This is a genomic window from Streptomyces sp. NPDC058195 (genome assembly GCF_042883525.1).
Taxonomy (GTDB): Bacteria; Actinomycetota; Actinomycetes; order Streptomycetales; family Streptomycetaceae; genus Streptomyces.
The window spans coordinates 1-12,183 of record NZ_JBHVVM010000001.1 but is presented as its reverse complement, the minus strand read 5'-3'; the positions used below and the strand labels follow the sequence as shown (position 1 = coordinate 12,183).

The 12,183-nt window shown below is 71.7% G+C and carries 13 protein-coding genes and 1 tRNA gene; 6 read left to right on the top strand and 8 right to left on the bottom strand.

Features of this window, described 5'->3' with window-relative positions; genetic code table 11:
- Positions 1-272 precede the first annotated feature (272 nt).
- Both ACFVWY_RS00070 and ACFVWY_RS00065 read left to right on the top strand, forming a co-directional pair.
- Complete coding sequence (locus ACFVWY_RS00070) at positions 273-848, top strand: SigE family RNA polymerase sigma factor (RefSeq protein WP_389865423.1); 576 nt, start codon at positions 273-275, stop codon at positions 846-848.
- On the top strand, positions 845-2,260 hold the full coding sequence (locus tag ACFVWY_RS00065) for a hypothetical protein (RefSeq protein ID WP_389865420.1): 1,416 nt from the start codon (positions 845-847) through the stop codon (positions 2,258-2,260). The genes ACFVWY_RS00070 and ACFVWY_RS00065 overlap by 4 nt, the downstream gene beginning before the upstream one ends.
- A 34-nt stretch (positions 2,261-2,294) precedes the next feature.
- Here the strand turns inward: ACFVWY_RS00065 and ACFVWY_RS00060 are convergent, their stop codons facing one another.
- The gene (locus ACFVWY_RS00060; RefSeq protein WP_389865419.1) at positions 2,295-3,200 is read right to left on the bottom strand and encodes an SURF1 family protein; all 906 of its coding nucleotides are present in this window, start codon (positions 3,198-3,200) and stop codon (positions 2,295-2,297) included.
- 100 nt (positions 3,201-3,300) lie between these two features.
- Complete coding sequence (locus ACFVWY_RS00055; RefSeq protein ID WP_389865417.1) at positions 3,301-5,205, bottom strand: S9 family peptidase; 1,905 nt, start codon at positions 5,203-5,205, stop codon at positions 3,301-3,303.
- A gap of 69 nt (positions 5,206-5,274) precedes the next feature.
- Between ACFVWY_RS00055 and ACFVWY_RS00050 the strand changes: the two genes are divergently transcribed.
- Together ACFVWY_RS00050 and ACFVWY_RS00045 are read left to right on the top strand one after the other, a co-directional pair.
- The gene (locus ACFVWY_RS00050; RefSeq protein ID WP_389865415.1) at positions 5,275-6,111 is read left to right on the top strand and encodes a class I SAM-dependent methyltransferase; all 837 of its coding nucleotides are present in this window, start codon (positions 5,275-5,277) and stop codon (positions 6,109-6,111) included.
- Between the two features lie 41 nt (positions 6,112-6,152).
- A complete protein-coding gene (locus ACFVWY_RS00045) occupies positions 6,153-6,617 on the top strand; it encodes a nuclear transport factor 2 family protein (protein WP_389865413.1) in 465 nt (154 codons plus the stop codon).
- 99 nt (positions 6,618-6,716) lie between these two features.
- On the opposite strand, the gene ACFVWY_RS00040 is transcribed toward ACFVWY_RS00045, so the two are convergent.
- The 3 genes from ACFVWY_RS00040 to ACFVWY_RS00030 form a co-directional block, all read right to left on the bottom strand.
- Complete coding sequence (locus tag ACFVWY_RS00040; RefSeq protein ID WP_389865410.1) at positions 6,717-7,520, bottom strand: SGNH/GDSL hydrolase family protein; 804 nt, start codon at positions 7,518-7,520, stop codon at positions 6,717-6,719.
- A 297-nt stretch (positions 7,521-7,817) separates the two neighbouring features.
- Positions 7,818-7,997 carry a hypothetical protein gene (locus tag ACFVWY_RS00035; RefSeq protein ID WP_389865408.1) on the bottom strand — a complete coding sequence of 60 codons (180 nt, stop codon included), beginning with the start codon at positions 7,995-7,997 and terminating at the stop codon, positions 7,818-7,820.
- A gap of 108 nt (positions 7,998-8,105) precedes the next feature.
- The gene (locus ACFVWY_RS00030; RefSeq protein WP_389865406.1) at positions 8,106-8,528 is read right to left on the bottom strand and encodes a hypothetical protein; all 423 of its coding nucleotides are present in this window, start codon (positions 8,526-8,528) and stop codon (positions 8,106-8,108) included.
- A 106-nt stretch (positions 8,529-8,634) separates the two neighbouring features.
- Between ACFVWY_RS00030 and sigJ the strand changes: the two genes are divergently transcribed.
- A complete protein-coding gene (gene sigJ / locus ACFVWY_RS00025; RefSeq protein ID WP_389865403.1) occupies positions 8,635-9,573 on the top strand; it encodes an RNA polymerase sigma factor SigJ in 939 nt (312 codons plus the stop codon).
- A 15-nt stretch (positions 9,574-9,588) separates the two neighbouring features.
- Here sigJ and ACFVWY_RS00020 read toward each other — a convergent pair whose 3' ends face one another.
- The 3 genes from ACFVWY_RS00020 to ACFVWY_RS00010 all read right to left on the bottom strand — a co-directional run bounded on the left by ACFVWY_RS00020 (position 9,589) and on the right by ACFVWY_RS00010 (position 11,537).
- Positions 9,589-9,990, bottom strand: a complete 402-nt coding sequence (locus tag ACFVWY_RS00020; protein ID WP_389866286.1) for a 6-pyruvoyl tetrahydropterin synthase family protein — start codon at positions 9,988-9,990, stop codon at positions 9,589-9,591.
- A gap of 433 nt (positions 9,991-10,423) precedes the next feature.
- Positions 10,424-10,497: transfer RNA gene (locus ACFVWY_RS00015), tRNA-Pro, on the bottom strand.
- 101 nt (positions 10,498-10,598) lie between these two features.
- Positions 10,599-11,537, bottom strand: coding sequence for a metallophosphoesterase (locus tag ACFVWY_RS00010; protein WP_366299032.1), 939 nt, complete (start codon positions 11,535-11,537; stop codon positions 10,599-10,601).
- Between the two features lie 79 nt (positions 11,538-11,616).
- Here ACFVWY_RS00010 and ACFVWY_RS00005 point away from each other — a divergent pair, with 79 nt between their 5' ends.
- Positions 11,617-12,081, top strand: a complete 465-nt coding sequence (locus tag ACFVWY_RS00005) for a GatB/YqeY domain-containing protein (RefSeq protein WP_389865400.1) — start codon at positions 11,617-11,619, stop codon at positions 12,079-12,081.
- Positions 12,082-12,183: the final 102 nt, after the last annotated feature.

Here is a 12,183-nt window from a genome sequence, read left to right as displayed (position 1 = left end):
CGGCCTGCTGCAACCACTGGCCCGGGAAGGTGCGTCTCTGTCGTCACCTCTGGCGCGGCGGGGCGCACATTCGGGGCATCCGGGGTCTTCGGGGAAGAGCAGGTACGTATGAGGGCATGTCGCACAGCGGCGAACGCGGTGCCGCGCGCGTACAACCCTGACGGGGGGAAATGTGTCCAACTGGCGTGGCAGAGGTTCTCGATATCACAGTGGTGGGCCCGTTGCGCGGCGCTTCAGTGCGTCCGCTCCGGCGGCCCCGCGCGCCCGGCGGCATGCCGGTGATCGCGCCCATGCCCGCGGCCCGCTCCACCCGGCTCCCCTCACAGCGCGAGGGTGCTGAGGAGGGCGTGGCTGCCGGAACCACGGTCGACCATCTCACCGAGACCTACAGAGCCCACTACCGGTCGCTGCTGGGCCTCGCCGCCCTGCTCCTGGACGACACGGCCTCCTGCGAGGACGTGGTGCAGGAGGCGTTCATCCGGGTGCACTCGGCGCGCAACCGGGTGCGCGACCCGGAGAAGACGCTCGCGTACCTGCGCCAGACCGTCGTCAACCTCTCGCGCTCCGCGCTGCGCCGCCGCATCCTTGGGCTGAAGCTGCTCTCCAAGCCCATGCCGGACATGGCGAGCGCGGAGGAGGGCGCGTACGACCAGTTGGAGCGGGACGCGCTGATCAAGGCGATGCGGGGGCTGCAACGACGCCAGCGGGAGGTGCTGGTGCTGCGATACTTCGCGGACATGACGGAGGTTCAGGTGGCCGAGACGCTGGGGATATCCCTGGGCTCGGTCAAGGCCTACGGCTCCCGCGGGATCGCCGCGCTGCGTGTCGTGATGGAGGCGCAGGGATGAGCCGCCGCGCATCCGGGAACGGCCCCGGCCACGAGCAGGAACGCGAGAGCGGCCCCGACCACGAGATCGGACGCGAGCACGGGCCGGGGAACGGACCCGAGGCGGGCCGCCCCGCCGACTCCGGCGTGACCGCCGGGCCGGACGCGGCAGCTGAGCCCGGTGTGGCTGCCGGGCCGGACGCGGCAGCTGGGCCTGGTGTAACTGCCGGGCCGGAAGCGACAGCTGAGTCCGGTGTGACTGCTGAACGCGAAGTTCTGAGTGACCTGAGTGACCTGGGTGACCTGAGCGATCCGCGGGATCTGAGGGACCTGCGCGACCTGCGGAAGGTACGGGACCTGCGCGGGCTCTTCGGACCGGGCCCGGACGGCGACCCGGAGGCCGAGAACGGGGGCGCGGACCTCGACGAGGTCGCGCTGCGCCGCATGCTGCACGGCGCGGTCAAGGACCTCAAGCCCGTCGACGGCACGCTCGACCACCTCAAGCGCGCGGTTCCCGCCCGGCGGGCCAAGCGGCGGCAGGCCGTCGTCGGCATGGCCGCGGCGGCGCTGCTCATCGGCACCGCGGTTCCCGCCCTCGTTCACGTCGCGAACTCGGACGGGGCCAACGCCGCCAACCCCGCGATAGCCGGGCACGGTGAACAGGCGCAGGGCGGCAACGGCGCCGACGACGGTGCCGGGTCCGACGGCCGGCACACCAACGGCAGCACCGACGGGCAGGGCGACGGAGACCCGGACCGGCCCGCGAGCAGCAGCGACCCGGCAGACAACGGCGGCCCGGACGGTGACGGGGGAGCGTCCGGCGGCGCCGCCGACCCGAGCGGCCCCTTGGCGGACTCCCTGCCGAACTGCGATCCGGGGCAGCTCGGTGTGCTCTCGGCCGAGACCGGCGCGGCCGGGGCCGACGGCACGGTCTACGGCACCTTCAGGATCTCCAATGTCTCCGGCACGGAGTGCTCGGTGAGCACCGGCGGCAGCGTGGGTTTCCAGGCGATCGGCGCGGCCGACCCGAACAGGATCGCGGTCGTCCAGCACACCGCGGGGGACGCGGCGTCCGGGCTGCCCGACCCCTCGCAGGAGCAGCGGGCGGTGCTGCTGAAGCCGTCGATGTCGTACGAGGTGAAGTTCGCCTGGGTGCCGAAGGAAAGCTGTCCGGCCACCGGAAGCTCACCGAGCCCGACACCGACCGAGGACGCGGGCGGGGCGAGCGGTGCCGCGGCCGGTGCGGGCGGCGGCGACGGGAACTCGGCCTCCGCCCAGCTGGGCAGCGAGGACGGCGGTGGCAGCGGTACGCAGGACGGCAGTGTCGCCGTGACGCACACTCCGGAGGCCGGGGCGCCGGTCGCGCAGGCGAAGATCCCCAACGCGTGCTCCGGCACGATCTACCGGACCGGGGTGCTGGCTCCGGCATCCTGACCACGTACGCGGCGCACGCACCGCGTACGTGCCCTCAGACCGCCCCGGACGAGGTCCCCGCGGCTTCGGTGCCCCTGGCCTTCCCGGTGCCCTCGGCTTCGCCGGTCTCTTCGGCGTTCCCGGCTTCCGGCCCTGGCCCCGCTGCCGGTTCCGCTGCCGCGACCAGACCCAGTTGCTCGTCGCGCGCCGCTTCGGCCTCGCGGCGGACCAGCCGGAACCACATGAAGAGCACGAACCCGGCGAAGACGAACCACTCGCCGGTGTAGCCGAGGTTCTGGAACGCCTTCAGGTCGAGCCCGGTGCCCTGTGCGGCCGCCGCCGGTACGGGGCGCAGCGCCCCGGCCTTCTCCGCCGCTCCGGTCCCCGGGCCCCCCGTGTCCTGGACCGTCACCCACGCGTCGTAGACGTCGTACGGGACGAGGTTGACCAGGGACGCGGCACTGATGATGCCCAGCTGGCCGTCGGGCAGCCCGCCCCTCGCGCTGACCCCCTGGGTGCTCGCGGTCTCGGACGCCTGGAGGTCGCCGGTCACCGTGACCGTGCCGGTCGGCGCGGTGGGCACGGTGGTCCGGCCGGGCTCGCCCGGCAGCCAGCCGCGCACCACCGGCAACGCCTTGCCGTTGTCCGTGCGGAGCATGTTCAGGACGTAGAAGCCGGCCTTCTCGTCCAGCTTCCGTCCGGGCACCAGGAACTGGTCGGCATAGCGGCCGGTGGCGGTGGCGGGACGGCCGGAGGTCACCGTGCTCACGGGCAGCAGCTCGTCGAGCGGCTTGACGGGTCGCGTGCCCGGGGCGGGCTGCTTCTTGGCCGCTTCGTGCGTCTGCACGCGGTCCTCGAAGCGGCCGAGCTGCCAGGTGCCCATGAACACGCAGAACGGGATGGCCAGCACGACGAAGAGGTTGATCCCCCACCATCGCGGGGTCAGCAGGAACCGGTACACCCCTCCACGGTACGGTCCCCGCTCCGCCCGCCCGGAGCGGGGTGCCGCCCGCGCGTCCCCACGGCCGTGCGCCCGGCCCCGCGCACCCGGCGTCCGGTCCCTACGCGCCGGACAGGTCCGCCGCTCCGCCCAGGTGGCGCAGGGCGAATTCCAGCTCCAGGCGGACCTGTTTGATCCGCTCCTCCACGACGAGCGAACCGTGCCCCGCGTCGTACCGGTACACCTCGTGCACGGCGTCCCGTCCCTTCAACCGGTCCACGTAGTTCTCGATCTGGCGGATCGGGCAGCGCGGGTCGTTCACGCCCGCCGAGATGTAGACCGGCGCCCGGACCGCGTCGACGTACGTCAGCGGGGACGAGGCCTCGAAGCGCTCGGGCACCTCCTCCGGCGTACCCCCCAGCAGTGTGCGGTCCATCGCCTTCAGATCCTCCATCTCGTCGTGGTACGCCGTGACGTAGTCGGCGACCGGGACCGCCGCCAGGCCGACGGCCCAGTGCTCCGGCTGTGTACCGAGACCGAGCAGGGTCAGATAGCCGCCCCAGGAGCCGCCGGACAGCACCAGCCGCGCCGGGTCCGCGAGGCCGGATTCCACCGCCCACTCCCGGACCGCGGCCACGTCCTCCAGCTCGATCAGACCGATCCGGTGCTTCAGCGCGTCCGTCCAGGCGCGGCCGTACCCGGTCGAGCCGCGGTAGTTGACCCGGATCACCGCGTAGCCGTGGTCGACCCAGGCGGCGGGGCCGGAGGCGAAGGCGTCACTGTCGTGCCAGGTCGGGCCGCCGTGCAGCTCGAACACGGTGGGGAAGGGCCCCTGGGCCGGGGCGGCGGGCCGCTGCACGAGCGCGTGGATCCGGCCGCCGGGCCCGTCCACCCACACGTCCTCCACCGGCACCGACTCCGGAGCCTTCGGGCCGGGCGGATCGAGCACCACCGCCCCCGAGGTGGACCGGATGACCGGCGGCTGCGCGGCCGACGACCACAGGTACTCCACCGTGCCGTCCGGCCGGGCCGTGGCTCCCGACACCGAACCGGGGGGCGTTTCGACCCGGACGGGGCCGCCGTCCGCCCCCGGCTCGTACCGCCACAGGTCGCTGCGGGCCTCGAAGGCGTGCACGACCAGCAGCGCGGACGCGTCCGGATACCACTCGGCGACCACGTCACCGGGCAGGCCGACCGAGAGCTCCGTCTCCTCGCCCGTCGTCGGATCCCAGATCATCGGCTCCCAGCGGCCCCGGCGCTGGTGCCCGACCAGCAGCCGGGTGTCCCCGGCCACGGGCGCGAAGCCCAGCACGTTCAGGCCCAGCTCCTTCGTACCGCCCTCGGTGTCGTCCAGCTCGGCGACCGTCGTCCCGTCCAGCCGGACCACCCGCAGCGCGGAGTGCATCGCGTCGCCGTGCTCGGTGTGCTCCAGGGCGATCAGCGTCCCGTCATGGCTGAGGTCGCCGACGCCCGCCGACTCGCGGTGACGGTAGATCTCCACCGGCGGCTCCCCGGGCCGCACCACATGGACCGTCGTCCCGTCCTCGTCGGTCGAGCGGCCGATCACCGTCGTGCCGTCCCGGCCGATGGCGAGACCGGCCGGATACGCGGGACCGAGACCGGGCGTCGCCGGCTCGCCGACCGGGGCACCGGCCCCTTCGCCGCCGTGGAACGGCCGGCGCATCCACACCCCGAACTCGTCCCCGTCAGTGTCCTCGAACCACCAGATCGACTCCCCGTCCGGCGTCAGTGCCCCGTCCGTCGTGCCGTTGGGCCGGTCGGTCACCTGGCGCTGCTCGCCGGTGGCGCGGTCCCACGCGTACAGCTCGTACGTGCCCGTCGCGTTGGACACGAACAGCGCGCGGTCGGGGGCGTCCTCCGCCCAGTCGGGCAACGACACCCGCGGTGCCCGGAAGCGCTGCTCCCACGTCGGCGCGGAAGCGGCGGCCGGGGCGGAGCCGTTGGCCGGGGTGGGGCCGTCGGCAGGGGCGGAAGCGGGGGTCGTCGAGCCAGTGGTCTCAGTCATGCCCCCATTCTGCGCGGGAACGCCGACAATTCGTTCGCCTCGCCCCCAGCCTGTGGATAACCTCCGGGCATGCATCTACCGACGCCTGCCGACTGGCACGAGGCGAACCGCGCGCACTGGGACGAACGAGTCCCCATCCACGCCGGGAGCGAGTTCTACGATCTCGCCTCCTTCCGCGCGGGCAAGGAGGCCCTGCGCGATTTCGAGCTCGCCGAGGTGGGTGACGTCACCGGCAGATCGCTGCTGCACCTCCAGTGCCACATCGGGGTCGACACCCTCTCCTGGGCCCGGCACGGCGCCGCTCAGGTCGTCGGCCTGGACTTCTCCGAACCGGCCGTCGAGACGGCGCGCTCCCTCGCCCGCGAGCTGGGGTTCTCCCAGGACCGGGCGGCCTTCGTCGCGGCCGACGTCCACGACGCCGCGCAGGCCGTCCCCGACTCCTCGTACGACATCGTCTACACCGGCATCGGCGCGTTGAACTGGCTGCCCGACATCGGCCGCTGGGCCGAGACCGCCGCCTCGCTCGTGGCGCCGGGCGGCTTCCTCTACCTCGCCGAGTTCCACCCGATGACGGACAGTCTGGACGACGAGACCGGGACGAAGGTCGCGTACGACTACTTCAGCCGTGACGCCTGGGTGGACGAGACGCCGGGCACGTACGCCGACTTCGACGCGCCCACCGTCCACAACCGCAGCGTCGAGTGGACGCACCCCATCGGCGAGGTGGTCTCGGCGCTGGCCGCGACCGGGCTCCGGATCGAGTTCCTGCACGAGCACGACGCCTCGCTCTTCGCCCGCTTCCCCACGCTGGAGCGGCAGGACGACGGCTTCTACCGCTTCCCCGCCGACCGACCGCGCATCCCGCTGATGTACTCCATCAAGGCCTCCCGGGCCGCCGGTTCCTGAACGCGGGCCGACTGTCAGTGCCGGGGTCCACACTCGGAACCATGACGACGACTGCCGATCTGCGCGCCGCGGTGGAGACGTACTGGAGCGCGGCCGAAGCCCGCGACTGGGAGGCCCTCGCCGCCACACTGGCGGACGACGTGCTGTACGAGCTGCCGCAGGCCCGCGAGCGGGTGCGCGGGAAGGAGCGGTATCTCCGGTTCAGCCAGGCGTTCCCAGGGGCCTGGAGCGTGCGCGTCGAACGTGTGGTGGCCGACGCCGGGACGCGACGGGCCGCCGTCCGCACCCGCTTCATCATGAACGCGGCAGGCTCCGGGGCGCCCGGACGGCCCGAGGCGCCCAGGAGATCCGCGGCGGGTTCCGGGGCGTGCGAGACGCCCGGGGAACTGCTGACGCTGCACTTCTTCGCGTTCGACGAGGCAGGGCGGATCACCGGGATCACCGACTTCCGGTCCGGGCCGTACGAGCCCCCGGCAGGCCGGGAGCACCTGGCCGAGCGGTGCTGAGTCCGTGCCCGCCCCGCCGCCCGGTGAACAGCGGTGCGGCGGGCCTCAGGGGTGAGCCCCCGAGTCCCGCCGCACCGCTGCGCCTCTTTCGTCCGCGTCCTACGCGGCCGAGCGGAGGGCCGGCAGGTAACCGCCCGACTGACCGGCGGCCTTGGGGTGGTACGAGTTGTAGACCGGCAGCGTCACGCTGTTGAGCCATGCGTCGCCGGAGCACAGTTCGTGGCCGGTGAATTCGTCGACCACGCTGGAGAAGGTGAACCCGGCGTTGGCGGCCTGCTTGGCGATGACCCCGTTCAGGACGTCCGACGCGTTGTTGATGGCCGACCGTTCCTTCTCGGTCAGGCCCGCGATGCAGCTGCCGCTCAGCTGGTAGAAGCGGGGGTAGCCCAGCACCACCACCTGGGCCTGCGGCGCGCGCGAGCGGATCGATCCGTAGAGCGAACTGAGTCCGGAAGGAAGCGAGTTCTGCATCTGGGAGACGGCCGTGGAGACGCTGCTGAGACAGGCGGCCTCGCCGGACAGCACACAGTCCTGCATGACACTGGCGAAGCCGACGTCGTTGCCGCCCGCGGTGACGCTGACCAGTCCGGTGGACGAGCTGAGCGACCCCAGCTGGGTCGAGGCCACCGAGCTGGTCGTGGCACCCGAACAGGCCACGAAGGCGAAGGAGGAGGGCGAGTTGGCGGCGGCCCAGAGGTAGGGGTAGGCCTTGGTGCTGCGGCGGCAGTCACCGCTGTCCGACAGGTAGCTTCCGGCGCCTACGCCGGAGGAGTACGAGTCGCCGAGGGCGACATAGCCGCCAGCGGCCGAGGCGGTCGCCGAAGCGGGCTGGGCAACGCCCAGAGCGGCTGCGGCGGCGAGAACCAGAGTGGATGCGGACGCCCAGAATCTCCGTACTGACATGGCTGTCAGCCCTCCGAAATGTGGGGGGTGGGTGGGGGGTTGATTGAGCGCCACGTTTCTAGCAGCTATCAGTACCGGCCGGTAATAGCTGCGAAAGAACTAGTCTGATATGCCCGAATGATCGTTCGAGTGTCATAGCTCCGCGCGTAGATAAACCCCCGTCCGAGCCTCGGACGGGGGTGGTGCGGTGGTGCGCGGGTCTAGGGGTTCACCACGCAGAACCGCCCTCCGCGGCGGCACCCGGAGGGGGTGCCGCCGCGGAGGGCGGTTGTTGTGACGGGTTGGCGGACGGGAGGGTCAGTTGTGGCCGAACCTCCGCTGCTTCCGGTGGGAGACCTGCTCCGAGATCGCGTGCACCGTCTCCTGTGCGGATGTGGGCCGCGGCTGCTCCTTCGTCTCCTTCGACTCCGGAGCGGCGCTGCGTTCGTGGCCGCCGGTGCGGGCACCGCGATTCTGTCGAGTCTGCTTCTTGCCCACGATCGTGCCTCCTGTTGCGGCTTTCGGACGATGGGCCATGACCAGACTCGCACGCGGTGACGAAAGGTGCATTCCGGGTGGTATTCGCCGAGTGCGACTCCTTCCGGATCACGCCTCCGGGCGGCGGATCAGCGCCTGGGCCAGCACCAGCACGCTCAGCCCGAACATCAGCACCCCCAGCGGTACGTGGACCGAGGGCACATCCGCGATACCCAGCACCACCTGCACCGACGCGAGGACGAGGAAGCCGGACGCGTACAGGATCGAGCGGGGCGAACCGCCGCCCGGCCGCCAGGCGAGGACGGCCGCGAGCACGTAGAGCATCGACGCCCCGTACATCACCCGCGCGCCGACGTCGTGCAGCGTCCCGCCGTAGGACGTGGACAGCAGCAGCCCGGCCGTGACCGCCTGGAAGAAGACCGTCAGGGTCTGCAGGGCTGTCGCGACCCGCACGAACGTGACCCGGCCGCCCGCCGCCGCGTCCGTGCCCGCTTCCGCCGTACCCGGTACTGCCGTCGTCCGTATGGTCATGGCACGTTCCCCTCTTCTGCCTCGCGGCGGTGGGTCAGTAATCTCTCGGTGATTCGACGAAGCAGCCCCACGAAATGTGAGGCGGCGACGGGGGGCGGTCATGGTCATGAGCACATCGTTGGACCCGGACCCGGGGGCGATGGACGCCGAGCGGCGCCGGCTGATCAACCTGGCCTACCGGCTCCTCGGCTCACTGGCCGAGGCGGAGGACGCCGTACAGGAGACCTACGCCCGCTGGTACGCCATGCCGCCGCGGCGACGGGAAGCCGTCGAATCGCCCGCCGCCTGGCTGACGACGGTGGCGGGCCGCGTCTGCCTGGACGTGCTCGGCTCGGCGCGGGTCCGGCGCGAGGCATACGTCGGCGCGTGGATCCCCGACCCGCTGCCCGACCGCACGGAATGGTCCCGCGGACGGCCGGTGGGCGGGGGTTCTGAGGCGGCCGACCCCGCCGACCAGGTCACCCTGGACGAATCGGTGGACATGGCCTTCCTCGTCGTACTGGAGTCGATGACACCCGCCGAGCGCGTGGCGTTCGTCCTGCACGACGTCTTCCGGTACAGCTTCACGGAGATCGCCGGGATCGTGGACCGCACGCCCGCGGCCTGCCGGCAGCTGGCCTCGTCAGCACGCCGCCGGGCGGGGGCCGGGCAGCCGCGGCCCGCGGCCGTTCCGGCGGCGGGCCAGGCCGGACTGGTACGGGACTTCAAGGAGGCGTGGGAGGCCAAGGACATCAGGGCGCTGGTCGGGCTGCTCGACCCCGACGCCGAGCTGACCGCCGACGGTGGCGGTCTGGTCAGCACCGTTCTCCGGCCGGTCGCGGGCAGTGAGCGCATCGCCCAGTACCTGATCCACATCGCCGACAGGGCCCCGGGGCTGAGGCTGCTGGAACGGTCGGTCAACGGCCGTCCCGGCCTGGTCGCCCAGCACACCGGCGTCACCGTGACCGTTGCGGCATTCCACCTCAGCGGCGACCGCATCACCCGCATCTGGGCCATCCGCAACCCGGAGAAGCTAGGCCCCTGGACGGAGCCCGCTTCGGGCTGAACGCCGCGCCGGGCGTCAGCGGCCGGCTTGCCCGCAGGTCACCGGATTCCGGGGCGACTCCCTGAAGACCGCCCAGGTCTTCGGGGTCTCGGAGACCCAGACCGCCACCAGCTCCGGGTACGTGTCCGCCCAGTGGCTGTACCTCCACAAGGCCATGTTCTCGGCCGAGGGCGAGATCTCCCTCATGGCGTCGTTGAGATGCCGGTGGTCCAGGGTGTCGTCGAGCCACGGTCCGAACGCGTCGAGGTCACCGTGGTCGCGGACGAACCCGGCCTCGGTGAGGTCCTCGGGGCGGGCCGACAACTCCATCACGACGACGTAGTGGTGGCCGCGCAGGCGGGCGCACTTGTGCCAGGACGGCAGCTTTTCCCGAACGTGGCTGGCGGAGAAGTGGAATTCCTTGCTGATGATCAGCATTCCGGCCGTGCCGAACCCCGGGCGTCCGAGCGGCGTTCCGTTCGCACGAGGCATGTGCGACATATGGGGCATGGCGGGCGCGCCGGACGAACGCACCGAGCAGCGAGGTCTTCCCCCTCCCGGACACGCCCCCGGCCAGCAGCGCGCCCCCGCGCCCCTGGCTGGGGGGCCACACCAGGGAATGAGCTCTGTCATGGGTTCGACACGATCGACGCATACGGTCTGCGCGCCGGTCCCCGTTACGTTCTTCCGCTCACGGCCAGTCGGCGACATCCGTCACTCGTTGCACTCAGTCGCCCACAGCAGAACACCCATGGCCAGGGCGGCGAGCATGTGATCACGCCATCCCGGCGCGGACCTGGCCCTCCGCTCCCGGAAAACGCTGAGGGCCTGATTCGATTTCTCGAATCAGGCCCTCAGCGTCTTTATTCTGTCGGGGTGGCGGGATTTGAACCCACGACCTCTTCGTCCCGAACGAAGCGCGCTGCCAAGCTGCGCTACACCCCGATCGTCGCTGGTCTCCCGGCGACATCGATTACTTTAGCCCACCCGCGCCCACAGACGAAATCCGGTTTCTGCGGGGCCGGGCGGGGAAAGGGGCGGGTGGCTCAGTCCTGGGCCGTCAGGGTCAGGAGCGTCGCCTCCGGGGGGCAGGCGAAACGGACCGGGGTGTACCGGTTGGTGCCGCAGCCCGCGGAGACGTGGAGGTAGGCGCGGCGGCCGTCGACGGAGTGGGTGGAGAGGCCCTTGACCCGGTCCGTGTCCAGGTCGCAGTTGGTGACCAGAGCTCCGTAGAACGGGATGCAGAGCTGGCCGCCGTGGGTGTGGCCGGCCAGGATCAGCGGGTAGCCGTCCATGGTGAAGGCGTCCAGGGAGCGCAGGTACGGGGCGTGGACGACGCCGATGGAGAGGTCGGCGCCGGTTTCCGGGCCGCCCGCCACCTCCGCGTATCGGTCGCGCTTGATGTGCGGGTCGTCCAGGCCGGTGAAGGCGAGCTCCATGCCGTCGATCTTGAGGCGGCCGCGGGTGTTGGACAGGCCCAGCCAGCCCGCCTCGTCGAAGGCGTCGCGCATCGGCTCCCACGGGTTGTGGACGACGCCGACCGCGGGCGCGTTCCCGTTGAGACCGTGCTTGCCGCGGGCCTTCTCCACCAGGTAGCGGGCGGGGTTGCGGAGCTTGGGGCCGTAGTAGTCGTTGGAGCCGAAGACGTACACCCCCGGGAACTCCATCAGCGGGCCGAGCGCGTCGAGCAGCTCGGGCACGGCTTCGGGGTCGGAGAGGTTGTCGCCGGTGTTCACGACGAAGTCCGGACGCAGGCCTGCCAGCGACTGCAGCCAGGCGCGCTTCTTGCGCTGACCGCTCACCATGTGGATGTCGGAGACCTGGAGCACGCGCAACGGGCGGGCCCCGTGCGGCAGTACGGGGATGGTGACCCGTCGCAGACGGAACGAGCGTGCCTCGAATCCGGCGGCGTAGGCGAGACCGGCCGCGCCGATCGCCGCGCCGACTGCCGTGACTTTCAGGGGGACTCCGTAGCGTGCGCGCATGCGCCCATCGTCGCAGACACCATGCTGCCAGCGGAAAACGTGCGGGCGCGGGCTGCCCCGTACCTGTCACAATCAGCACATGACCACGCTCAAGTCGCAGCTCAAGGAAGACCTCACTACGGCCATGAAGGCGCGGGACGAGCTGACCTCGTCCACGCTCCGGCTGACCCTCACGGCCATCACGAAGGAGGAGGTCAGCGGCACGACGGCCCGCGAGCTCTCCGACGATGAGGTGCAGAAGGTGATCGCCAAGGAGGCGAAGAAGCGCCGCGAGGCGGCCGAGGCCTTCGCGCAGGGCGGCCGGGCCGAGCAGGCCGAGCGGGAGAAGGCGGAGGGCGCGATCCTCGATGCCTACCTGCCGAAGCAGCTGAGCGACGACGAGCTGGGAGCGGTCGTGGCGGCTGCCGTCGAGGAGGCCAGGGCCGCCGGGGCGGAGGGGCCGCGTGCGATGGGCGCCGTCATGAAGATCGTGAACCCGAAGGTGGCCGGGCGCGCGGACGGCGGCCGGGTGGCCGCCTCGGTGAAGAAGCTCCTCGCGGGCTGACCGGCCGAACGGGCTGAACCGAGCGGAGACGGGGGTGGGGCCGATCGCGCGGGCGAAAACCCCCGCCCCCCCCCCCCCCCCCTGAGTGAAGGCCCCGGGCCC